Source organism: Nocardioides aromaticivorans (assembly GCF_013408525.1).
GTDB lineage: Bacteria > Actinomycetota > Actinomycetes > Propionibacteriales > Nocardioidaceae > Nocardioides > Nocardioides aromaticivorans.
This window is the reverse complement of sequence record NZ_JACBZM010000001.1, coordinates 1124744-1145917: the sequence shown is the minus strand read 5'-3', so window position 1 is coordinate 1145917 and position 21174 is coordinate 1124744. Positions and strand designations below refer to the sequence as shown.

Genomic DNA, 21174 nt, shown 5'->3' with positions numbered 1-21174 from the left:
CTCAGGCCTTCGCGGGGTCCAGCACGAAGCCGTAGTCGACCGTCACGCTGCCGTCGGGCTGGGCGACCGGCGCCAGCACCAGCTCGGGCTTCACGGCCGAGGCGATGTCGTCGTCGTTGTGCTCGTCGCCGGGGAAGTAGAGCTGGGCGGTGAGCAGCTCGTGGCCGGGAGCGGAGACCTTCACGTGCAGGTGGGCGGGACGCCAGGCGTGCCAGCCGGCGGCGGCGATCAGCTTGCCGCAGGAGCCGTCCGTCGGGATCTGGTACGGCGCCGGCTGGATCGTCGTGATCTCGAAGCCGCCCGCGGCGTCGGTGCGGAAGTTGCCGCGCAGGTTCCACTCCGGGATGCCGGGGGCGAACTGCGAGTAGAAGCCGTCGGCGTCGGCGTGCCAGAGCTCGACGAGCGCGCCCTCGAGGGCGGTGCCGTCGGTCGAGGTGACCGTGCCGGTCCACACCAGCGGCGTGCCGGACTCGCCCTCGCGCATGTCGATCGTGCCCTTGCTGCCGTGCTCGGGGGCGTTCGGCACGTAGTAGGGGCCCTCGATGGTGCCCTTGCTGCCCTCGCGGTGGTCGGTGGCGACCTCCTCGACGACGTGCTCGACCCACACGTCGAGGAAGAGCGGCCACTCGCCGTCCTCGCCGACGTTGATCAGCCATGCCTTGAGGGCGTTGTACTCGTCGTAGGTCACCTTCTCGTCGCGGATGGTCTGGTGGACGGCGTCGAGCACCCGGCGCGCGAGCCGGTCGACGCGCTCCGGCGCGGTGCCGGCGACGGCGGCGAAGGGGGACTTGTCGGCGTGGAAGCGCTCGGTGGCGCTGGCGCCGGAGGCGGCGGCGGTGGCGGTGGCGGTGTCGATGCTCATGGGTGGTTCCTCTCGGGGTTGTGGTGCGAAGCGGTCAGAGATCGGTGCGGTAGCGGCGGAGCTTCTCCTCGTCGACCTCGACGCCGAGGCCGGCGCCGGGTCGGAGGGCGAGCTCGCCGTTCTCGATGCGGAGCGGCTCGGTGAGCAGGTCGTCGCTCATGTCGAGGAAGTTGGACAGCTCGCCGGCGTACTGGCTGGTGCGCTGGTGGGCGGCGCCGAACGCGACGGAGCAGATCGAGCCGAGCTGGCCGTCGATCTGGTTGCCCATCACCACCTCGAGGCCGAGCCCCTCGGCGAGGTGGAGCACCCGCTGGGAGCCGGTGAAGCCGGTGCGGGCGGTCTTGATCGAGATCGCGGTCGCGGAGCCGCCGAGGACCTCGCGGGTGACCTCGGCGGGCGTGGTGGCCGACTCGTCGGCGATGAACGGGACGTCGAGCTGGCTGACGAGCCAGCGCCGCCCGAGGACGTCGTCGGCGGGGCTCAGCTCCTCGGCGAACGCCAGGTCGAGGTCGGCCATCTGCCGCATCGCCCGCGCCGACTCCGACGCGGTCCAGCCGCGGTTGCCGTCGACGTACAGGACGACGTCGGGGCCCAGTCCCTCGCGCAGCGCGCGGACGACGGCGACGTCGAGGGCGGCCGGCCGGCGCCCCACCTTGACCTTGAAGGTGGTGATGCCGTGGACCTCGCGCATCCGCTCGGCCTCGTCGACCATCGCGGCCGGCTGGTCGAAGCCGAGCATGTGGGAGACCCGCATCCGATCGGTGTAGCCGCCGAGCAGCTCGGAGACGCCCAGGCCGAGGGTGCGGCCGAGCGCGTCCCAGACCGCCATGTCGATCGCGGCCTTCGCCGTCGGGTTGCCGACCGTGCGGCCCATCAGGGCGGCCATCCGCTCGCGGTCGGTGAGCTCGAGGCCCACCAGCTGGGGGGAGAAGATCGTCTCGATCACCGCGATGATGCCGCGCTGCGTCTCGCCGTAGGTGAACGGCCGCGGCGGCGCCTCGGCGACCCCGACCACGCCGTCGTCGGTGTGCACGCGGACGAGCACGTGGTCGGCGACGTGCACCTCGCCGCTGGCGAACTTCAGCGGCTTGGCGTAGGGGATCCGGAACGGGATCGCCTCGATCGCGGTGATCTTCATGGGGTCCTCAGCGGGGGTTCGGGGCGGGCTCGGCGGCGTAGAAGCCCTGGCGGTCGAGCACGTCGAGCGCGCCGGAGACGAGCGCCGACGGCTCGTCTGCGCGCCAGGCGAGGGAGAGGTCGATGGTGCTCACGTCGGCGACGTCGCGGAACACGACGCCGTTGAGCTGCATGCTGCGCACCGACTCGGGCACGAGCGCGACGCCGAGGTTGGCGGCGACGAGCGCGAGCAGCGCCGCGGTGCCGGGCGCGCGGTGGGTGATGTTGGGGGAGAAGCCGGCGCGCAGGCAGCTGGAGACCATCGCCTCGTTGACCGCCGAGCGGGTGTCGGCGTAGGCGACGAACTCGTCGGCGGAGACGTCGACGACCTCGAGCGCGGCCTCCGGCACCAGGCGGTGGTCGGCCGGGAGCGCCAGCACCAGCGGCTCGCGCAGGAGGGTGCGGGTCTCGATGCCGGGCTCGGCGACCGGGCCGCGGAGCACGCCGAGGTCGAGCCGTCCGTCGAGCAGCCGCTCGACCTGGGCCGGGGTGAGCAGGTCGGCCTGCACCTCGAGCGCGACGCCCGGCAGCGCCGAGCGCACCATCCGCGAGAGACGGGCGAGCTGGGTGAACGCGCTGGTGCCCGTGAAGCCCACGCGCAGCAGCCCGCGGCTGCCGTCGGCGATGCTGCGGGCGCCGAGCACCGACGCGTCCAGGTCGCCGAGTATCCGGCGGACCTCGCGGTGGAAGAACTCGCCGGCGGGGGTCAGGGCGACCTGCCGGGTGGTCCGCGCGAGGAGCAGGACGCCGAGCTCGGCCTCGAGGCGTCGTACGGCCTGGGAGAGGGCGGGCTGGGCGAGGTGGAGGCGCTCGGCCGCCTGGCCGAAGTGACAGGTCTCGGCCACGGCGTCGAAGTAGCGCAGCTGCTTGAGATCCATCGGGTCACCTCCCCTCGGCAGGTCCGCTGTGGCGGGCGTCACGCGGTCCCACCACGCTAGATCGAGGTGATCCAGAAGCACAAAGACGAATAGTTCGTGGATTCATAACTCAACATTATGAATCCTCGGTCCTGCCGGAAGCAGGGGTTCGTCAGCCGAGCGCGGCGTAGAAGTCGAGGTGCGCCTCGGCCGCCGCCCGCCAGGTGTACGACGCCGCGAGCTCCTCGCCGGCCACGGGAGGCGGCGGGGCGTGGAGGACCGTCCCCAGGGCGGCCGCGATCCCCGGCACGTCCGCGGCGTAGGCCACCACCTCGCCGAAGACCTCGCGCAGGATGGGGAGGTCACGCGCCACCACGGGCACGCCGGCGGCCAGCGCCTCCATGGCGGCGAGCCCGAAGCCCTCCTTCGTGGACACGAAGCCGAGGGCCGCGGCCTCGCCGACGAGGGCCGGGAGCTCGTCGTCGGGGACCGGGCCGAGCACGACCGGGTCGGTGCCCAGCGCGGCGGCGCGCTGCTCGAAGGCGGCCCGGTAGTCCCGGTAGTCGAACAGCGTCTCGCCGCCACCGAACACCAGGCGGACGTCGGCGAGGGCGGGGTCGGAGGCGACGAGCAGGGCGTGCGCCTCGAGCAGGTCGATGCTGCCCTTGCGCGGCTCGATGCCGCCGAGGGCGAGCACGTAGCGGCTGCCGATCCCGTCACGCCACCGCGTCCTGCCCGCGTGGTCGGCGGCGCCGGCCGCGAACCGCTCCGCGGCGACGCCGTTGGGGATGACCGTCGGCGTCAGCCCCCAGCCCGCCTCGACCTCGGCCGCGACGGCGGCCGACACGCAGATCCGGGCGACCGGCTCGACGACCGCCCGCTCGTGGCAGGCCGCCAGCTCCGGGGTCGTGAACTGGTCGAGGTGGTGGATGGTGCGCACGCACGGCAGCGCGGCGTTGGCGCTGATGCAGTCCTGTGCGTGCACGACGTCGTACGACGCCCGGGCGGGCTCGAAGGCAGAGCGCAGCACCGCGATGGACCGGACGATCCGCGCTCCCACGTCCTCGGCGTCGTCGGGCGGGAACGGGACGGCACGGATGCCGACTCGCGGGTCGACGGCCCGGAAGAAGGCGGTGTCGCCGTCGCGGGCGAGGGTCCACACGTCGACCTCGACGTCGAGGTCGACCAGCGCCTCGGCGAGGGCGAGGGTGTGGACGACGCCGCCGCGGGGCTTGGTCGAGTAGGTGAGCAGGGCGATCCGCATGGTCACTCCGGAGGGGTGCCGCAGTCGGCGGCCCGCATCGCCCGGTACGCCGACGGGGTGCGCTCGCGCAGGTGGTGCAGCACCCGGCGGGCCCGCGCGACCTCCACGGCGATGTCGATCTCCGCGACGGCGAGGCCGCCCTTCGACGAGGTGCGGGCGAGGATGTCGCCACCCGGACCGACCACCTTGGCCTGGCCGAGGAAGCGCAGCCCGCCCATCACGCCGGTCTGGTTGGACGACACCCACACGACCTGGTTCTCGGCGGCGCGGGCGCAGTCGTAGAGATCGAACAGCCGCGACTGCCGGTCCTGCGGCAGGCGCGAGGCCCGGTCGGTGATCGACGCGGGCCACGCCGAGAGGCAGACGAGCGTGGTCGCGCCGTCGAGGGCCAGGGAGCGCGCCGCCTCGGGGAAGGTCTTGTCGTAGTCGATGAGCAGGCCGAGCCGTCCGACCGGGGTGTCGAACGCGGCGAAGGCCTCGCCGGCGTCGTACACGAGGGACTCGCCGGCCGGCCGGTGGACCTTGCGGTGCCGTCCGAGCACACCGGAGCCGGTGACGCACAGGGCGGTGTTGAAGAGGCGGGGCTCGCCGTCGACGAGCGCCTCCTCGGTGTAGCCCAGGCACACGACCATGTCGCCGGCCATGGCGGCGACCCGCTGTACCTCGGGGGAGTCCTCGGTGAGGCCGGGCGGCAGCGCGGCCGGGTCGGGCCGCCGCAGGTCGGAGAGGTAGCCGCCGAGCGTCGCGTCCGGCAGCACCAGCAGTCCGACGCCGACCGCACGCGCGTCCGCGATGATCCCCTCGATCTTCGCCAGCGCCCGGGGGACGTCGCGGCCGAAGTGGGCCGCGACGGCTCCGATGCGCAGGACTCCCACGGGCAGCAACCTATCCGGCCAGCGCCACGTCGCTCGCGATCTCGCCCGGCGAGCGGCGCCGGGCGAGGTCGGCCGCGGGCTCCGTCCGCGCGCCGCCCTTGCGGCCGGTGACCACGCCCGTGACGTGCTCGGCGTCCGCGGCGATGCCGAGGAAGCGACCCGAGCCCCACGTGTGCAGCCACGGCAGGCCGAGGAAGTACAGGCCGGGAAGGGCGGTCACGCCCCGGCTGTGGGTGGGCCGGCCGGTGCCGTCGAAGACACCGGCGCCGACCCAGCGGTAGTCCGGGCGGTAGCCGATCGCCCAGACCACGGTGCTGATCCCGGCGGCGGCCAGGTCGAGCGAGGTCGGGTCGGTGTCCGGCTCCCAGACCGCCGTGTACGGCGCGGCCGGGGGAGCCTCGATGCCGTGGGCGTCGATGTAGCGGTCGATGTCGCGGCAGATCGAGCGGTAGACGTCGTCCGCGCCGTCGAGGGCCGCGGTCAGGGTGGGCAGGAACGTGAGCTCGGTGCCGGCGCCCCCCTCGAGCATGCCGTAGAGCCGCATGCCCTCCGCCGCGAAGGCGCGCAGGTCGATGTCGCGCCCGCCGTCGCGCCCGGTGACGTAGTGGTTGGTCTTCTCGCGGGCCGCGAGGCCGCCCGGGTACTGGGCGACGCCGGTGTCGTAGAGCCCCATCTCGGCCAGCCAGGTCATGCAGTCACGGCCCCGGTGGAAGCGGGCGACCCGGGGCGCGTCGCCGAGGGCGAGGTGGACCGTGCGGCCCTCGAGGTGCAGGTCCTCCGCGATCTGGGCGCCCGACTGGCCGGAGCCGACCACGAGGACGCCGCCCTCGGGCAGCTGGGCCGCGTTGCGGTAGTCGGCGGAGTGCAGCTGGGTGATCGACGGGTCGAGCGCCGGCGCCCACGAGGGGACGATCGGCACGTGGTAGCCGCCGGTCGCGACCACGACGCTGCCGGCCTCCCAGACCTCGGGGCCGTCCGGGCCGGTCGCCTCGATGCGGAAGCCGCCCTCGGCGCGCTCGGTGAGCGAGGTGACCCGGGTGTGCTCGCGCACCGGCGGCCCGAAGGTCGGTGCGTAGCCGGCCAGCCAAGCGACGACCTCGTCGCGCGTCATGAAGCCGTCGGGGTCGGGGCCGTCGTACTCGTAGCCGGGGAGGCGGCAGTGCCAGTTGGGGGTGACCAGCGTGAAGTTGTCCCAGCGGGTGTCGGCCCACTCGTGGCCGAGCGTGTGGGCCTCGAGGACGACGTGGTCGACGCCGTCGCGGACGAGGTGCCAGCTGGTCGCCAGCCCCGCCTGGCCGCCGCCGACGACGACGACCTCGGTCCGGTGGGTGGTGGGCTCGGTCATGAGGGGTTCTCCTCGGGCAGGGGCGGGTGGAGGCGGAGGACGGTGACGACGCCGTCGGAGGGGTACGACGCCGCGAGCCGGTCGATGCCGTGGAGGCTGTCCGCGGCCGAGCTGCAGGTGAAGCCGAAGCGCTCGCGGACCCGTTCGGCGGCCAGGCCGAGCGCGGTCGCGGACCGCTCGCGGAAGTCGGCGACGTCGTACGACGCGCCCTCGGCCAGGTGGTCGTGGACGACGAGCGACGGCGAGTAGTAGTCGAGGACGCGGCCGTCGGGCCAGCGCACGGTGAAGGTCATCTCAGGCATGGGCCGGCTCCTGCAGCGTCGCGGCGGTGACCGCGCCGTAGGCGTCCGGCCGGCGGTCGCGCAGGTGGAACATCGCGCGGCGGGCGGTCTCGAGGGCGCTGGGCACGTCGATCTCGGCGACAGCCATCCCGGAGTGGATGCCCGTGGTGGCCAGGACGTCGCCGCCGGGGCCGACGACCTTGGCGTTGGCGACGAAGCGCAGCTTGCCGAAGGTGCCGTGCTGGTTGGCGGCCAGCCAGACGACCTGGTTCTCCAGGGCCCGGGCGGCGTCGAACAGGTTGAACCGCTTGGTCCAGCGGTCCTCGGCGATGGAGTCGCCGGTCGCAGTGCGGGACGCGGGCCAGGCGGAGATGCACGCGATCACCTCGGCGCCGTCGACGGCGAGCGAGCGCGCGGCCTCGGGGAAGGCCTTGTCGTAGCAGATCAGCGCGCCCACCCGGCCGGCCGGCGTGTCCACGCACCCGAACTCGCTGCCGGCGGCGTAGAACATCGACTCGCCCAGCGGCTGGTGGACCTTCCGGTGCAGCCCGAGGACGCCGTCCCCCGAGACGATGGCCGCGGTGTTGTAGCGATCGCTGCCGTCCGACTCGCAGAGCCCGACGACGACGGTCATGTCGCCGGCGAGCGCCGCTACGCAGCGGAGCTCGGGCCCGTCGATGTCCATGACGGGCGGTAGGTCCTCGGGCTGCTCGTCGTGGCTGCCGTCGCGGCCGGCGCCGAGCACCGACAGGTACCCGCCGAGGCAGGCCTCGGGCAGGGCGAGCAGGCTGACGCCCTCGGCGCGGGCCTGCTCGATGAGGTCGGCGATCTGCGCGAGGTTCTCGTCGACGTCGCGCCCGAAGCCCGCGCAGACGGCGGCGACGGCGGAGCCGAGCGGTGGGTTCATCAGGGTCATGAGGCTGTTCCCAATCCGGTGACGGTGTGCGTGATGGCGTCGGTGACGGTGCCGTCGGGCCAGCGCAGCCCGACCCCGGTCCCGGGGACGAGCTCGCCGCAGACGGCGGTGTCGAGGTGGTCCGGCAGGTCGCCGGCGTGGGGGTGGTCCTCGGCAGAGACGATGGCGAAGCCGGGGAAGCAGGTCAGCCAGTCGGCGGTGCCGGCTGCGGCGGGCGTGGGGATCGCCGCCACGTCGAGCACCGCGCGGCACCCGCTGGCCTCGGCGAGCATCCCGGTGGTGCCGACCAGGCCGCTCATGCTGACGTCCTTGGCGGCGGTCGGTGCCAGCGTGGGTACGACGTGTGCCTGGCTGCGCAGCTGCTCCGGAGTGCGGTGCGACGTCGAGTCCCACTGCGCTCCCGTGTAGCCGCGTCGCCAGCCACCCCCGAGGTCGGCGGTGAGGCGCAGGCGCTGCCCGGCACGGCCCCCGCCGCCCGGCACGGGGGCGGTGGTGCGGCCGAGGGCCGTCACGGCGAGCTGCCCGGGGACGCCGAGCTGGGTGTGCCCACCGAGCACGGGCACGCCCCAGGCGCGCGCCGCGTCGGTCAGGCCGCGGAGCACCCGGCGCGCGAAGGACGCGTCACGGGCGCCGACGGCGTCCAGCAGACCGACGGGCGTCGCGCCCATGGCCGCGAGGTCGTTGAGGTTCACCAGGACGCTGCACCAGCCGGCCCACTCGGGGTCGCGCTCCACCATGGCGGGCAGGATCGCGTCGCACGCGGCGACCAGGTCGCTGCCCGGGACGGGGGAGCCGTCGTCGCCCAGGAAGCCGGCCGGTACGCCGGCGGCGAGCTCGGTGAGCAGGCCGCCGAGCGGCGCCTTGGTCGCGTCGGCGAGCCGCTGGATCCGGGTGACGGGGAAGTCGACGAGCAGGTGCGGGCGACCGTGCAGCAGCCGCTCGGCGCGGACCTGCCAGCCCAGCCGCTCGAAGAGGCGCCGGTGCTGGGCCTGGATCTCGGCGTCGAAGCGCAGCGCGCCCTCCGCCTCGGCGCGGGCGCACGCGGCGCGGACCAGCGCCGCGCCCACCCCGAGGTGCAGGCGGGCGTCGGCGGCGACGGCGAGCCGGCTGCCGCGCCACCAGCCGAGGTCCCGTGCGGGCGGGAGCCCGTCCGGGCCCGGGGCGGGGTGAATGCGGACCCCTCCGAGCACCTCGCCGTCACCGCTCCGGGCGACCAGGACGACGGCCCGCGGGTCGTCGTCGACCGCGTCGGCATCGGTCCCGGCGAAGAGCTCCTGCTCGCGGACGAACACCTCGTCGCGCAGGCGCCGGTAGGCGAGCCGGTCGGCAGCGTCCGCCTCCACGACGACGTACGACGGGTCGCGGAGCCGGTCCGGTGCGGGCTGGGGTGCCAGGCCGGTCAGCACGGAGACGTCGAGGGTCATGTCAGGCCCCCTCGCAGGCGAGCGCCGAGCAGGCACCGCAGGCGGCGCACCCGGCGGACTGGGCCGCGCCGAGCATGCCCGCCCGGCGCAGGGCGGCCGCGACCCGGCCGGTCACCTTCGCGACCGTCCGCGGGTCCGGTGCGGGCACGTGGTCGACGTCGGTGGCGAGGGTGCCGGCGAGCGGCCGGAACGGGACGACGAACGGGTAGACGCCCATCGCGATCAGCTCCTCCGCGCCGGCGATCATCTCGTCGGGGTCCTCACCGAGGCCGACGAGGAGGTAGGTGGACACCTCGTTCCAGCCGAAGACCCGCACCGCCTCGGCCCAGGCCGCGCGGTACTCGCTCATCGGCACCGAGCCCTTGCCCGGCATCCAGCGCCGGCGCGCGTCGTCGTCGAGGGACTCGACGTGGATCCCGATCGAGCGGGCCCCGGCGTCGTACAGGTCCTGGATGACGGAGAGGTCGCCGGGCGGCTCGCACTGGACCTGGATCGGCAGGTCGGGCAGCACCTCGCGGACCGCGCGGACGCAGCGCGCGAGGTGGACCGCGCCGCGGTCGCGACCGTTCGACGTACCCGTCGTCATCACCATCTGGGTGATGCCGTCGAGGTCGTGGGCGGCCTTGGCGACCTCGGCGATCTGGGCCGGGCTCTTCACCGCGATCGTCGAGCCCTGGCGCAGGGACTCCTCGATCGCGCAGAACCGGCAGCGCTCCGACTCGTCGTAGCGCACGCAGGTCTGCACGACCGTCGTGGCGAGCACCCGCGCGGAGTGGAGGCGGGCGATCTTCTCGTAGGCGACGCCGTCCGCGGTGGTGAGGTCGTAGAAGCGCGGACGCTCGATGGTCTCGACGCCCATGCCGGTGTCGGCGCCGTCGAGCAGCAGCTTGCCGCCCTGCACGGTGTAGGGGCTGCGGGGGTTGAGCGGGATGGCCGCGCCGACGCCGTCGAGCAGCAGGTGCCCGTCGTCGCTCGGTCCGGCCCCCGCACGGCGGGAGACCGGCGCGTCGGCGAGCCGGATGCCCTGGATGGCCAGGTCCACACGGGTGGAGCTGGCGGTGGTGGTCGGCGCGGCCATGGCTCAGGTCCCGTCCGCGCTCAGAGCTGGTAGGTCGAGTTGATGATGGCGCCCTTGCGGGCGTAGTGGATGAGGGCGTCCTGCACGTCGAGCGGGTGGGTCGGCACCACGCCCTCGATCAGGTCCTCCTCGCGCAGGCCGTGCAGCGCCATCCCGAACCGGCAGCAGTAGACGGTGCCGCCCTCCTGGATGAACGTCTCGAGCGACCCGTTCGTGTTCAGCTCCCCGGGGAAGCCGGCGTCGCCGACGGTCGGGAAGCCGCGGGTCGACATGCAGGCGAGGGTGCCGGGGCCGTAGAAGTAGATGGCGGACTCGAAGCCCTTGCGCAGGGCACGGGTGGCCTGCAGGATCGCGACGAAGCTGACCGACGACTCGTGCGGGATGCCGTGGACGAGGGTGAAGTAGGTCTCGCCCTCCTCCGCCTGGAAGTCGGGGAACACCTTCGTCGAGCCGTAGAGGTTGGTGCCCTTCGGCTGCGACGGGTGGGGGATCTCGGCAAGCGAGGCCTCCATGTTGGCCTTGATCTGGGCGTCGATTGCGGCGGTGTCGGTCATCGGGTGCTCCTTGGCGGTGGGTACGGCGCGGTGGAGGGTCGGGCGGGGAGTGGTGCGGTCAGGCCCCGTAGAGGGCCTCGAAGTTGCCCCTGAAGAGCGCGTCGATGAGCTCGGGGTCGTCGGTGGCGGCGGCCAGGCGGGCGTACTCGCCGGCGTGGTCGCCCCAGGGGGTGTCGGTGGCGAAGAGGACGCGGTCGTGGCCGATCCCGCGGCGCTCGATCTCCTGGCACAGCCAGGCGGGCGCGAAGCCGATCGCCCAGCTGGTGTCGGTGTAGACCTTGAGGCCGCGCTCGATCCAGTCGAAGAAGCGCCCGCCGATCAGCTTGAGGTGCCCGCTCATGCCGCCGCCCAGGTGGACGAGGTGGATGCGGGCGTCGGCGCCGTAGCGCTCGACGAGCTTGCCGATCTGGTCGACGTCGGAGGCGGCGCCCGGCGAGGTGTGCACGTGGACGACGAGGTCGTGCTCGGCCGCGGTCGTGAAGACCTTGTGCAGCTCCTCGGCGGAGTCGGGGTCGTCCACCGAGCCGCCGAGCAGGAAGCTGGTCTTGAGGGCGACCACACCCTCCTCGACGGCGAGGCCGAGCGCCTTGTCGTTGCGGGCGCTATCGGAGGCCTTGGGGGAGACCCACAGGCCGCAGCGGACCCGGTCGTCGGCCTGGGCGGCGTCGAGGGCGAGCTTGTTGAGCTCGAAGGCGACGTCAGGGTCCGGGACGCCGTAGTTGGGGAGCACCAGCGCCCGCTCGGTGCGCTCGGCGTCGAGGTCGGCGAAGAACTCCTTCACCGTGGCCCGGGCCGTGGTGTCCGGGCTGATCGGCGGGCCGCCGTAGAAGCCGTACGACGGCAGTCGGCCGATGTGCCGGTGGGCGTCGTGGGTGGGCTTATCCATGCCGAGAAGTCCACCGGCAGGGTGTTTCGGATTGGTTTCGCCCGGAATACGGGGTGCTACCCGGTCCGTAAGTTTCCTGTTACCCCGGACCGGGCTCGCGTCATGCGAAGGCCAGCCACAGCCCGACGACCGTGGGCAGCAGGCCGAGCAGCAGCCAAGGGCTCAGCACCCTCCGGCGGTGGATGGCCAGCCCGGCCGTCACCGCGAGGACGCCGAACGCCCCCGCGATGACGGTGAGGCCGATCCGCGCGGCCGTGGCCGACGTGGGTGTCTCGAGCGCGGCGAGCACCAGGCCGGCCGCCAGGTGGGCGATGGTCAGCACCGCCAGCGTGGACGTCACCCAGCGCTGCACGTGGGTCAGGGACCGGTCGTCGACCGGCCGGACCGGGTTGGCCGGGTCCATCAGGTGGCGTCGGCGACGCGGAGCGGCCTCGGCGGTCACGGCTCAGACCTCGACCGGTACGCCGACGAGCGAGCCGTACTCCACCCAGGACCCGTCGTAGTTGCGCACGTCGGGCAGGTCGAGCAGCTCGTGCAGCACGAACCAGGTGTGGGCGCTGCGCTCGCCCACGCGGCAGTAGACCGTGACCGGGCTGTCGTCGAGGCTGAGCCCGGCGGCGCCGTACAGGGCGCGCAGCTCGTCGTCGCTGCGGAAGCTGCCGTCCTCGGCCGCGGCCTGCGACCAGGGGACGTTGACCGCGGTCGGGACGTGGCCGGGGACCTGCGGCTGCTCCTGGGGGAAGTGGGCCGGTGCGAGGATCTCGCCGGAGAACTCGGCGGGGGAGCGCACGTCGACGACCTGGCGGACGCCGATGCCAGCGACCACGTCGTCGCGGAAGGCGCGCAGCGCGGGGTCCGCGGGGCCGGCGGTGTAGGTCGTCTCGGGGCGGTGGGTGACCAGGTTGTCGAGGGGCCTGCCCTCGAGCTCCCACTTCTTCCGACCGCCGTCGAGCAGCCGGACGTCGGTGTGGCCGTAGAGCTTGAACACCCAGTACGCGTACGCCGCGAACCAGTTGTTGTCGCCGCCGTAGAGCACGACGGTGTCGTCGTTGGTCACGCCGTGGCGGCCGAGCAGCGCGGCGAAGCGGGCCTGGCCGACGACGTCGCGTCGCGGCACCTCGCGCAGGTCGGTGGACCAGTCGAGGCTCGTCGAGCCGGGGATGTGGTTGGTCGCGTGGGCGGCGGTGTTCTCGTCGACCTCGATCACGACGACGCCCGGTGCGCCGAGGCGCTCCTCGAGCCAGTCGCCGTCGACGAGGACATCGGTGCGGGCCATGGTGCTCCTCCAATTAGTTGGTGTACTAACAGTTTGTACACCAATCATTGGTACGCTGACAACATGCCGAAGTCCGACGCCCTCGAGGGAATCGAGAACCCGCTCGCCCTCGACCAGCAGGTCTGCTTCGCGCTGGCCATCGCCTCGCGCAGCGTGATCGCGCTCTACCGGCCGCTGCTGGAGCCGATGGGGCTGACCCACCCGCAGTACCTCGTGATGCTCGCGCTCTGGGAGCAGGAGCCGCTGCGCGTCGCCGACCTGGCCCGCCTGCTCGAGCTCGACCCCGGCACGCTGTCCCCGCTGCTGAAGCGGCTGGAGGCGGCCGGCTACCTGCGGCGGGAGCGCGATCCCCGTGACGAGCGGGCGCTCGCCGTCGTACTCACCGAGAAGGGGCGCGCGCTGCGCGACGACGCCGAGGCCATCCCGCCGGCCATCGTCGAGCGCCTCGGGATGCCCGTCGACGAGCTGCTCGAGCTGCACCGGCGGCTCACCGCGGTGATCGCCGCGGCCACCGCGTGAGTCAGTCGCCGACCAGCTCGCCCAGCACCTCGAGCGTGCGCAGCAGGTGCGGCTCGGAGCGGTCGGTGCGGTGCGCGACCGCGAGCTCGACGCTCGCGGCGGGACGGACGAGCGGCACGTAGGCGACGCCGGCCAGGGCGAGTGCGCTCACCGGCTCCGGTACGACGGCCACGCCCAGGCCGCCCGCGACGAGGGTGACCAGCGTCGAGGTCTCGCCGACCTCGTGCCGGATCCGCGGGGCCTCGCCGGCATCCGCGAAGAGCCGCCGCACGACGTCGTACATCGCGGATCGGCGGCCGGCGGAGTGCACGATCAGGTCGGTACGGGCCAGGTCGGCGACCCGCACCCGGTGCCGGGCGGCCAGCGGGTGCCCGGAGGGTACGGCGACCACGAGCCGCTCCTTGCGCAGCGAGGTCACGGTGAGGGAGCCGTCGGCGACCGGCGGCCGGAGGAGGGCGAGGTCGATGGTCCCCTCGCGCAGGGCGTCGAGCTGGTCGGCGACGAGCATCTCGCCGCGGAACGAGAACTCGACGCCCGGCAGCTCGTCGGCCAGGCGCCGGGAGAGTGCGGGCAGGAGGCTGTAGGTCGCCGAGCCGACGCAGCCGATCGCCACGTGGCCGACCGCGCCGGCGGCGACGCGGCGGGCCTCGTCGGCGGCACCGTCGACGGACGCCAGGATCGCCCGGGCGCGCTCCAGGTAGGCGGCACCGGCCGCAGTGAGGTCGACCCGGCGGGTCGTGCGCACGAGGAGCTCGACGCCGAGCTCGGCCTCGAGACGGCGGATCTGCTGGGAGAGGGGCGGCTGCGCCATGTGCAGCCGCTCCGCGGCGCGGCCGAAGTGCCGCTCCTCGGCGACGGTCACGAAGTAGCGCAGGTGGCGCAGCAGATCCATATCTCAACTCGACTCAAATGGGTCAGATATTGATACTTCACAATATCAAGTGGTCGACCTACCGTCGATGCCATGAGCAGCTCCTACGTGTACGCAGCGGTCCGTACCCCGTTCGGCCGGTTCAACGGCGGGCTCTCCGGCGTCCGGACCGACGACCTCGGAGCCGCCGTGGTGTCATCGGTCCTCGCCCGGACCCCGGACCTCGACCCCGCCGCGATCGGCGACATCGTCTGGGGCAACGCCAACGGCGCCGGCGAGGACAACCGCAACGTGGGCCGGATGGCCGCCCTCCTCGCCGGCGTGCCGGTCAGCGTCCCGGCCGTCACCGTCAACCGCCTCTGCGGCTCGAGCTTGGAGTCGCTCATCGGCGGTGCCCGCGCGATCGAGACCGGCGACGCCGACATCGTGCTCACCGGCGGGGTGGAGTCGATGACCCGGGCCCCGTGGGTGCTGCCGAAGCCGGACCGCGCCTTCCCGATCGGCGACGTCACCGCGGTCTCGACAGCGCTCGGCTGGCGGCTGGTCAACCCGGCGATGCCGAAGGAGTGGACGGTCAGCCTCGGCGAGGCCAACGAGCAGCTGCAGGAGCGCTTCGGCATCTCCCGTGAGCGCCAGGACGCCTTCGCCGCGCGCTCGCACCAGCTCGCCGAGCAGGCCTGGGCCGACGGCTTCTACGACGACCTCGTGGTCCCCGTCGAGGGCACCGACCTGGTCCGCGACGAGGGCATCCGCGCCGGCAGCACCCCCGAGGCGCTCGCCGGCCTCAAGCCGGTCTTCCGCAAGGACGGCACGATCACGGCCGGCAACGCCTCCCCGCTGAGCGACGGCGCATCGGCCGTCCTGCTCGGGGCGGAGTCCGCTGCCGACAGGATCGGTACGACGCCGCTCGCGCGGGTGGCCGGCCGGGCGGCGTACGCGCTGGAGCCGCAGGCGTTCGGCTACGCGCCGGTGGAGGCCGCGAACGCGGCGCTGAAGCGCGCCGGCATCGACTGGTCCGACGTCGGCGCCGTCGAGCTCAACGAGGCGTTCGCGGTGCAGTCGCTGGCCTGCGTCGACGCCTGGCCGATCGACCCCGAGATCGTCAACCAGAAGGGCGGCGCCATCGCGATCGGGCACCCGCTGGGCGCGTCGGGCGGTCGCCTCATCGGCACGCTCGCCAAGGTGCTGCGCGAGACCGGCCAGCGCTGGGGCGTCGCCGGCATCTGCATCGGTGTCGGCCAGGGCCTGGCCGTCGTCCTGGAGAACGAGGAGGCGCGCTGACATGGCGAGGACCCAGCTGATGGAGACGGCGGACGCCGCGGTCGCCGGCATCGAGGACGGCTCCACCGTCCTGGTGGGCGGCTTCGGCCTCGCCGGCATGCCCTTCGACCTGATCGACGCGCTGATCCGCCAGGGTGCCAAGGACCTCACCGTGGTCGCCAACAACGCCGGCAACGGCGAGGTCGGCCTGGCCGCGCTGCTCAAGGCCGGGCGCGTGCGCAAGGTGATCTGCTCCTTCCCGCGCCAGGTCGACTCGTACGTGTTCGACGAGCTCTACCTCGCCGGCAAGCTCGAGCTCGAGGTCGTCCCGCAGGGCAACCTCGCCGAGCGAATGCGCGCGGCCGGCGCCGGCATCGGCGCCTTCTACTGCCCGACCGCGGTCGGCACGCCGCTCGCCGAGGGCAAGGAGGTGCGGGAGATCGACGGTCGCACCTACCTGCTGGAGTACCCGATCAAGGGCGACTACGCCCTCATCTCCGCGCACGCCGCCGACGGGATGGGCAACCTCGTCTACCGCAAGACCGCGCGCAACTTCGGCCCGGTGATGGCGACGGCGGCGGCGACCACGATCGCCCAGGTCAGCCAGATCGTGCCGACGGGGTCGCTGGACCCCGAGGCCGTCGTCACCCCCTCCATCTACGTCGACCGCGTCGTCGCGGTCGAGGCCCGCCACTACACCGTGCAAGGAGCCCGCTGATGACTTCTCTCGCCTCCGGTACGACGACCGTCGAGCACCTCGACCGTGGACCGCTCTCCATGGACGAGCTCGCCGAGGTGATCGCCCGCGACATCCCCGAGGGCTCCTTCGTCAACCTCGGCATCGGCCAGCCGACGAAGATCGCCGACCACCTCCCGCCCGAGCTCGGTGTCGTGCTCCACACCGAGAACGGCATGCTCGGCATGGGCCCGGCCGCCCACGGCGACGACGTCGACGCCGATCTCACCAACGCGGGCAAGGTCCCCGTCACCGAGCTCCCGGGGGCGTCGTACTTCCACCACGCCGACTCCTTCGCCATGATGCGCGGCGGCCACCTCGACGTCTGCGTCCTCGGCGCCTACCAGGTCGCGGGCAACGGCGACCTCGCCAACTGGCACACCGGTCGCGCCGACGCGATCCCGGCCGTGGGCGGCGCGATGGACCTGGCCATCGGCGCCAAGGACGTCCTCGTGATGATGGGGCTCTTCGGCAAGGACGGCTCGCCCAAGCTGGTGCCGGCGTGCACCTACCCCCTCACCGGCGTCGGCTGCGTCAGCCGGGTCTACACCGACCACGGCATCTTCGAGGTCGGCGGCGAGTCGGTCGTCGTGACCGCCACGTGGGGGATCTCGGTGGAGGAGCTGCGGGAGCGGCTCGAGGTGCCGCTGGTGGTGCGGGCGGGCTGAGCGGCGGGCGCTGCTCCTGGGAGTTTCACCGGCCGGCCGGCGAAACTCACGCTTGGACGACGAAGCTTCATCGTCCAAGCGTGAGTTTCGTCGTCCAAGCGCGGGAGAAACACCGGCCGGCCGGTGAAACTCCCGCGAGCCGCCGGGTGACCCCAACCCCGGGGAAGTTCCCGCGTTCGCCAGCCGCGAACGCCGGAACACCACATACCCGGAACGCATTGGAAGGTTCATGACGAACCCGATCAACCTCCCTGTGCTCTTCCTCTCCGACGTGGTGGTGCTTCCCGGGATGGTGGTGCGGGTCGAGCTCGACGAGCCCGCCCGAGCCGCCATCGACGCCGCCCAGCTCGCTGCCCGCGAGTCGGGTGACCAGGCCAAGGTCCTCGTCGCTCCCCGGCTCGAGGACCGCTACGCGTCGTACGGCGTCGTGGCCACCGTCGAGAAGGTGGGCCGCTTCGCCGGTGGCGAGCCCGCGGCCGTCCTCAAGGCCGGCGACCGAGCCCGCATCGGCAGTGGCGTGACCGGTCCCGGCGCGGCCCTGTGGGTCGAGGTCGAGCCGGTCGAGCACGACGTCGTCGACGACGAGGTGCGCGCCCTGGCCGAGGACTACCGCAAGCTCGTCGTCGGCCTGCTCCAGCGCCGCGAGGCCTGGCAGGTCGCCGACCAGGTCACCCGCATCGAGGACCCCGCCGCCCTGGCCGACACGGCCGGCTACGCGCCGTACCTCTCCGACGACCGCAAGCGCCAGCTGCTCGAGACCCCGGAGGTCCGGGAGCGGCTGCGGCTGCTGGTCGAGTGGACCCGCGACCACGTCGCGGAGTCCGAGGTCAGCGACAAGATCGACGCCGACGTGCGGGAGTCGCTGGAGAAGAACCAGCGCGAGTTCCTGCTGCGCCAGCAGCTCGCCGCCATCCGCAAGGAGCTCGGCGAGGGCGACCCCGAGGGTGGCGACGACTACCGCGCCCGGGTCGAGGCTGCGGACGTCCCGGACGACGTCCGCGAGGCGCTGCTGCGCGAGGTCGACAAGCTGGAGCGCGCCAGCGACCAGAACCCCGAGGCCGGCTGGATCCGCACCTGGCTCGACACCGTCCTCGACCTGCCGTGGAATGTCACGACCGAGGACGACACCGACGTCGTCGCGGCCCGCGCCGTCCTCGACGCCGACCACCACGGCCTCGACGAGGTGAAGGACCGGATCACCGAGTACCTCGCCGTGCGCGCGCGTCGCGCCGAGCGCGGCTTGGAGCTCGTCGGCGGACGTGGCTCCGGCGCCGTCGTGCTGCTGGCGGGCCCTCCGGGTGTCGGCAAGACCTCGCTCGGCGAGTCCGTCGCCCGTGCCCTCGGTCGCAAGTTCGTGCGCGTCGCCCTCGGCGGTGTCCGCGACGAGGCGGAGATCCGCGGCCACCGCCGGACGTACGTCGGCGCGCTGCCCGGCCGCGTCGTGCGGGCCATCAAGGAGGCCGGCTCGATGAACCCGGTCGTGCTGCTCGACGAGGTCGACAAGGTCGGCTCCGACTACCGCGGCGATCCGGCGGCGGCGCTGCTCGAGGTCCTCGACCCCGCACAGAACCACACCTTCCGCGACCACTACCTCGAGCTCGACCTCGACCTGTCCGACGTGCTCTTCATCGCGACGGCCAACGACATCGGCTCGATCCCGGCCGCGCTGCTCGACCGCATGGAGCTGGTCTCGATCGACGGCTACACCGAGGAGGACAAGGTCGCGATCGCCCGCGACTTCCTGGTCCCGCGCCAGCTGGAGCGGGCCGCGCTGGGCGCCGACGAGGTGACCATCTCCGACGAGGCGCTGCGCGAGATCGCCGCCAACTACACCCGCGAGGCGGGCGTGCGGCAGGTCGAGCGGCTGCTCGCCAAGGCGTTCCGCAAGGCCACGGCCCGGCTGGCGTCCGGAGAGGTCGACCGCGTCGACATCGGGGTCGGTGAGCTCAAGGACCTGATCGGGCGGCCGCGGTTCACCCCCGACGTCGAGGAGCGCACGTCGGTCCCCGGCGTCGCGACCGGCCTGGCCGTGACCGGCATGGGCGGTGACGTCCTGTACGTCGAGACGTCGGCCTCCGAGGGCAAGGCGGACCTGACCGTGACGGGCCAGCTCGGTGACGTGATGAAGGAGTCGGCCCGGATCGCGCTCTCGTGGGTGCGCTCGCACGCCGCGGAGCTGGGCATCCCGGCCAGCGCCTTCGAGCAGTCGCTGCACGTGCACTTCCCGGCGGGCGCCGTACCCAAGGACGGGCCGTCGGCGGGCGTCACGATGGTGACCGCCCTGGTGTCGCTGCTGACCGGGCGCCCGGTGCGCTCCGACATCGCGATGACCGGTGAGGTCACGCTGTCCGGGCGGGTGCTCCCGATCGGTGGGGTGAAGCAGAAGCTGCTCGCCGCCCAGCGCGCCGGTGTCGCCGAGGTGTTCATCCCCGAGCGCAACCGGCCCGACCTGGACGACGTCCCGGCCGAGATCCTGGAGGCGCTGACCGTGACCCCGGTCGGTGCGGTCACCGAGATCCTCGAGCGCGCGCTGGTGGTCGCGCAGGAGGGGACGGCCGCGGCCTGACCTGGTCGCGGTTCAACTACCGGATTTGTCGTCGGACCACCCGGTCCGCGACGAATCCGGTAGTTGCGCGTCCGCGCTCAGGCGCCCGTGAGGTCCTGGGCGTCGACGATCCGGTAGGCATAGCCCTGCTCCGCGAGGAACCGCTGCCGGTTCTGCGCGAACTCCGCGTCCACGGTGTCGCGCGACACGATCGTGTAGAAGTGCGCCACCTTCCGCTCGCCGTCCGGCCCCGGCTCGCCGGGGCGGAGCAGGCGGCCGAGCCGCTGCGCCTCCTCCTGGCGTGAGCCGAACGAGCCGGACACCTGGATGGCCACCTCGGCGGAGGGCAGGTCGATGGAGAAGTTCGCGACCTTCGAGACCACCAGCAGGCCGATCTCGCCGGAGCGGAACCCGTCGAAGAGGCGCTGGCGCTCCTTGACCGGCGTCTGACCGGTGATGACCGGGGCGTCCAGGGCCTCGCTCAGCTCGGAGAGCTGCTCGAGGTACTGCCCGATCACGAGAGTCGGCTGGCCGCGGTGCCGGTCGACCAGGTCGCGCACGACCTTCACCTTCTCCGGCGTGCAGGCGGCGAGCCGGTAGCGCTCCTCCGGGTCGGAGGTCGCGTAGGCCATCCGCGAGGCGTCGGGCAGCGAGATCCGGACCTCGATGCAGTCCGCGGGCGCGATCCAGCCCTGCGCCTCGATGTCCTTCCAGGGGGCGTCGTACCGCTTGGGACCGATGAGCGAGAAGACGTCGCCCTCGCGGCCGTCCTCGCGCACCAGCGTCGCGGTGAGCCCCAGTCGGCGGCGGGCCTGCAGGTCCGCCGTCATCCGGAAGATCGGCGCGGGCAGGAGGTGCACCTCGTCGTACACGATGAGGCCCCAGTCGCGGGCGTCGAACAGCTCGAGGTGCGGGTAGACGCCCTTCCGCTTCGTGGTCACGACCTGGTAGGTCGCGATCGTGACCGGCCGGACCTCCTTGACGGTGCCGGAGTACTCGCCGATCTCGTCCGGCGTGAGGGAGGTACGGCGGACCAGCTCGTCCTTCCACTGGCGGGCGCTCACGGTGTTGGTCACCAGGATCAGCGTGGTGGCGCCGGCCTCGGCCATCGCCGCGGCACCGACGATGGTCTTGCCCGCGCCGCAGGGCAGGACGACGACGCCGGAGCCGCCGTGCCAGAAGGACTCCGCCGCCTCGGCCTGGTAGGCGCGCAGCGACCAGCCGTCCTCGGCCAGCGCGATCGGGTGGGCCTCGCCGTCGACGTACCCGGCGTAGTCCTCGGCCGGCCACCCGAGCTTGAGCAGGGCCTGCTTGAGGTTGCCGCGCTCGGAGGGGTGGACCGCGACGCCCTGCTCGTCGTCGGGCAGGTCGTCGATCCGGTTGCCGAGCATCCCGGCGACCTTCTTCGACCGCAGCACCTCCTCCAGCAGCGGCCGGTCGTTCGACGCGAGGACGAGGCCGTGGGTCGGGTGCTTCTCCAGCCGCAGCCGGCCGTAGCGCGACATCGTCTCGGCCACGTCGACCAGCAGCGCGTGGGGGACCGGGTAGCGCGACCAGGTCAGCAGCGTGTCGATCACCTGCTCGGCGTCGTGCCCGGCCGCGCGGGCGTTCCACAGCCCGAGCGGGGTCAGCCGGTAGGTGTGGATGTGCTCGGGCGAGCGCTCGAGCTCCGCGAACGGGGCGATCGCCTTGCGGCACTCGGCCGCCTGCTCGTGGTCGACCTCCAGCAGCAGCGACTTGTCCGACTGCACGATCAGGGGTCCGTCTGTCACCGCACGAGT

At 73.1% G+C, this 21174-nt stretch carries 21 protein-coding genes; 5 read left to right on the top strand and 16 right to left on the bottom strand.

What is annotated here, in order from left to right; translation table 11 throughout:
* Position 1: 1 nt before the first annotated feature.
* From catA to BJ993_RS05255, 14 genes are all read right to left on the bottom strand, one after another.
* Positions 2–862 (bottom strand): catechol 1,2-dioxygenase, encoded by an 861-nt coding sequence (catA, locus tag BJ993_RS05320; RefSeq protein WP_179647991.1) that lies wholly within the window; start codon positions 860–862, stop codon positions 2–4.
* Positions 863–896: 34 nt separating this feature from the next.
* The gene (locus BJ993_RS05315) at positions 897–2000 is read right to left on the bottom strand and encodes a mandelate racemase/muconate lactonizing enzyme family protein (protein ID WP_036551058.1); all 1104 of its coding nucleotides are present in this window, start codon (positions 1998–2000) and stop codon (positions 897–899) included.
* 7 nt (positions 2001–2007) lie between these two features.
* Complete coding sequence (locus tag BJ993_RS05310; RefSeq protein WP_179647990.1) at positions 2008–2916, bottom strand: LysR substrate-binding domain-containing protein; 909 nt, start codon at positions 2914–2916, stop codon at positions 2008–2010.
* A 151-nt stretch (positions 2917–3067) separates the two neighbouring features.
* Positions 3068–4159 carry an MSMEG_0565 family glycosyltransferase gene (locus BJ993_RS05305; RefSeq protein WP_179651995.1) on the bottom strand — a complete coding sequence of 364 codons (1092 nt, stop codon included), beginning with the start codon at positions 4157–4159 and terminating at the stop codon, positions 3068–3070.
* A gap of 2 nt (positions 4160–4161) precedes the next feature.
* The gene (locus tag BJ993_RS05300; protein ID WP_036551063.1) at positions 4162–5034 is read right to left on the bottom strand and encodes a carbon-nitrogen hydrolase family protein; all 873 of its coding nucleotides are present in this window, start codon (positions 5032–5034) and stop codon (positions 4162–4164) included.
* A gap of 10 nt (positions 5035–5044) precedes the next feature.
* On the bottom strand, positions 5045–6379 hold the full coding sequence (locus tag BJ993_RS05295; RefSeq protein ID WP_179647989.1) for an MSMEG_0569 family flavin-dependent oxidoreductase: 1335 nt from the start codon (positions 6377–6379) through the stop codon (positions 5045–5047).
* The gene (locus BJ993_RS05290) at positions 6376–6681 is read right to left on the bottom strand and encodes an MSMEG_0570 family nitrogen starvation response protein (protein ID WP_179647988.1); all 306 of its coding nucleotides are present in this window, start codon (positions 6679–6681) and stop codon (positions 6376–6378) included. Before BJ993_RS05290 ends, BJ993_RS05295 begins: the two co-directional genes overlap by 4 nt.
* Positions 6674–7576 (bottom strand): carbon-nitrogen hydrolase family protein, encoded by a 903-nt coding sequence (locus BJ993_RS05285; RefSeq protein WP_218864613.1) that lies wholly within the window; start codon positions 7574–7576, stop codon positions 6674–6676. Before BJ993_RS05285 ends, BJ993_RS05290 begins: the two co-directional genes overlap by 8 nt.
* Positions 7573–9000, bottom strand: coding sequence for an MSMEG_0567/sll0787 family protein (locus BJ993_RS05280; RefSeq protein ID WP_179647987.1), 1428 nt, complete (start codon positions 8998–9000; stop codon positions 7573–7575). The genes BJ993_RS05285 and BJ993_RS05280 overlap by 4 nt, the downstream gene beginning before the upstream one ends.
* 1 nt (position 9001) lies before the next feature.
* The gene (locus BJ993_RS05275) at positions 9002–10078 is read right to left on the bottom strand and encodes an MSMEG_0568 family radical SAM protein (RefSeq protein ID WP_036551070.1); all 1077 of its coding nucleotides are present in this window, start codon (positions 10076–10078) and stop codon (positions 9002–9004) included.
* A gap of 20 nt (positions 10079–10098) precedes the next feature.
* Positions 10099–10632 (bottom strand): MSMEG_0572/Sll0783 family nitrogen starvation response protein, encoded by a 534-nt coding sequence (locus BJ993_RS05270; RefSeq protein WP_051932988.1) that lies wholly within the window; start codon positions 10630–10632, stop codon positions 10099–10101.
* 58 nt (positions 10633–10690) lie between these two features.
* Positions 10691–11518 (bottom strand): amidohydrolase family protein, encoded by an 828-nt coding sequence (locus BJ993_RS05265; RefSeq protein ID WP_036551072.1) that lies wholly within the window; start codon positions 11516–11518, stop codon positions 10691–10693.
* Between the two features lie 100 nt (positions 11519–11618).
* Positions 11619–11960 carry a hypothetical protein gene (locus tag BJ993_RS05260; RefSeq protein WP_242530334.1) on the bottom strand — a complete coding sequence of 114 codons (342 nt, stop codon included), beginning with the start codon at positions 11958–11960 and terminating at the stop codon, positions 11619–11621.
* Between the two features lie 3 nt (positions 11961–11963).
* Positions 11964–12794, bottom strand: a complete 831-nt coding sequence (locus BJ993_RS05255; protein WP_179647986.1) for a sulfurtransferase — start codon at positions 12792–12794, stop codon at positions 11964–11966.
* 63 nt (positions 12795–12857) lie between these two features.
* Between BJ993_RS05255 and BJ993_RS05250 the strand changes: the two genes are divergently transcribed.
* Entirely contained in the window at positions 12858–13313 is a 456-nt protein-coding gene (locus tag BJ993_RS05250) for a MarR family winged helix-turn-helix transcriptional regulator (protein WP_179647985.1), read from the top strand.
* Position 13314: 1 nt separating this feature from the next.
* On the opposite strand, the gene BJ993_RS05245 is transcribed toward BJ993_RS05250, so the two are convergent.
* Positions 13315–14205 (bottom strand): LysR family transcriptional regulator, encoded by an 891-nt coding sequence (locus tag BJ993_RS05245; RefSeq protein WP_036551082.1) that lies wholly within the window; start codon positions 14203–14205, stop codon positions 13315–13317.
* A gap of 72 nt (positions 14206–14277) precedes the next feature.
* On the opposite strand from BJ993_RS05245, the gene BJ993_RS05240 reads away from it, so the two are divergent.
* The 4 genes from BJ993_RS05240 to lon all read left to right on the top strand — a co-directional run bounded on the left by BJ993_RS05240 (position 14278) and on the right by lon (position 19414).
* Positions 14278–15465 carry a thiolase family protein gene (locus tag BJ993_RS05240; RefSeq protein WP_036551085.1) on the top strand — a complete coding sequence of 396 codons (1188 nt, stop codon included), beginning with the start codon at positions 14278–14280 and terminating at the stop codon, positions 15463–15465.
* A gap of 1 nt (position 15466) precedes the next feature.
* The gene (locus tag BJ993_RS05235) at positions 15467–16162 is read left to right on the top strand and encodes a 3-oxoacid CoA-transferase subunit A (protein ID WP_179647984.1); all 696 of its coding nucleotides are present in this window, start codon (positions 15467–15469) and stop codon (positions 16160–16162) included.
* Positions 16162–16848 (top strand): 3-oxoacid CoA-transferase subunit B, encoded by a 687-nt coding sequence (locus BJ993_RS05230; protein ID WP_179647983.1) that lies wholly within the window; start codon positions 16162–16164, stop codon positions 16846–16848. Before BJ993_RS05235 ends, BJ993_RS05230 begins: the two co-directional genes overlap by 1 nt.
* Positions 16849–17077: 229 nt before the next feature.
* Positions 17078–19414 (top strand): endopeptidase La, encoded by a 2337-nt coding sequence (lon, locus tag BJ993_RS05225; RefSeq protein ID WP_179647982.1) that lies wholly within the window; start codon positions 17078–17080, stop codon positions 19412–19414.
* A gap of 77 nt (positions 19415–19491) precedes the next feature.
* On the opposite strand, the gene BJ993_RS05220 is transcribed toward lon, so the two are convergent.
* Positions 19492–21165, bottom strand: coding sequence for a DNA repair helicase XPB (locus tag BJ993_RS05220; protein ID WP_179647981.1), 1674 nt, complete (start codon positions 21163–21165; stop codon positions 19492–19494).
* Between the last annotated feature and the right edge of the window lie 9 nt (positions 21166–21174).

Coding starts and splice junctions, on each gene's coding strand:
- catA (WP_179647991.1), bottom strand. CDS start 862: ATGAGCATCGACACCGCCACCGCCACCGCCGCCGCCTCCGGCGCCAGC.
- BJ993_RS05315 (WP_036551058.1), bottom strand. CDS start 2,000: ATGAAGATCACCGCGATCGAGGCGATCCCGTTCCGGATCCCCTACGCC.
- BJ993_RS05310 (WP_179647990.1), bottom strand. CDS start 2,916: ATGGATCTCAAGCAGCTGCGCTACTTCGACGCCGTGGCCGAGACCTGT.
- BJ993_RS05305 (WP_179651995.1), bottom strand. CDS start 4,159: ATGCGGATCGCCCTGCTCACCTACTCGACCAAGCCCCGCGGCGGCGTC.
- BJ993_RS05295 (WP_179647989.1), bottom strand. CDS start 6,379: ATGACCGAGCCCACCACCCACCGGACCGAGGTCGTCGTCGTCGGCGGC.
- BJ993_RS05290 (WP_179647988.1), bottom strand. CDS start 6,681: ATGCCTGAGATGACCTTCACCGTGCGCTGGCCCGACGGCCGCGTCCTC.
- BJ993_RS05285 (WP_218864613.1), bottom strand. CDS start 7,576: ATGACCCTGATGAACCCACCGCTCGGCTCCGCCGTCGCCGCCGTCTGC.
- BJ993_RS05280 (WP_179647987.1), bottom strand. CDS start 9,000: ATGACCCTCGACGTCTCCGTGCTGACCGGCCTGGCACCCCAGCCCGCA.
- BJ993_RS05275 (WP_036551070.1), bottom strand. CDS start 10,078: ATGGCCGCGCCGACCACCACCGCCAGCTCCACCCGTGTGGACCTGGCC.
- BJ993_RS05270 (WP_051932988.1), bottom strand. CDS start 10,632: ATGACCGACACCGCCGCAATCGACGCCCAGATCAAGGCCAACATGGAG.
- BJ993_RS05265 (WP_036551072.1), bottom strand. CDS start 11,518: ATGGATAAGCCCACCCACGACGCCCACCGGCACATCGGCCGACTGCCG.
- BJ993_RS05255 (WP_179647986.1), bottom strand. CDS start 12,794: ATGGCCCGCACCGATGTCCTCGTCGACGGCGACTGGCTCGAGGAGCGC.
- BJ993_RS05250 (WP_179647985.1), top strand. CDS start 12,858: ATGCCGAAGTCCGACGCCCTCGAGGGAATCGAGAACCCGCTCGCCCTC.
- BJ993_RS05245 (WP_036551082.1), bottom strand. CDS start 14,205: ATGGATCTGCTGCGCCACCTGCGCTACTTCGTGACCGTCGCCGAGGAG.
- BJ993_RS05240 (WP_036551085.1), top strand. CDS start 14,278: ATGAGCAGCTCCTACGTGTACGCAGCGGTCCGTACCCCGTTCGGCCGG.
- BJ993_RS05235 (WP_179647984.1), top strand. CDS start 15,467: ATGGCGAGGACCCAGCTGATGGAGACGGCGGACGCCGCGGTCGCCGGC.
- BJ993_RS05230 (WP_179647983.1), top strand. CDS start 16,162: ATGACTTCTCTCGCCTCCGGTACGACGACCGTCGAGCACCTCGACCGT.
- lon (WP_179647982.1), top strand. CDS start 17,078: ATGACGAACCCGATCAACCTCCCTGTGCTCTTCCTCTCCGACGTGGTG.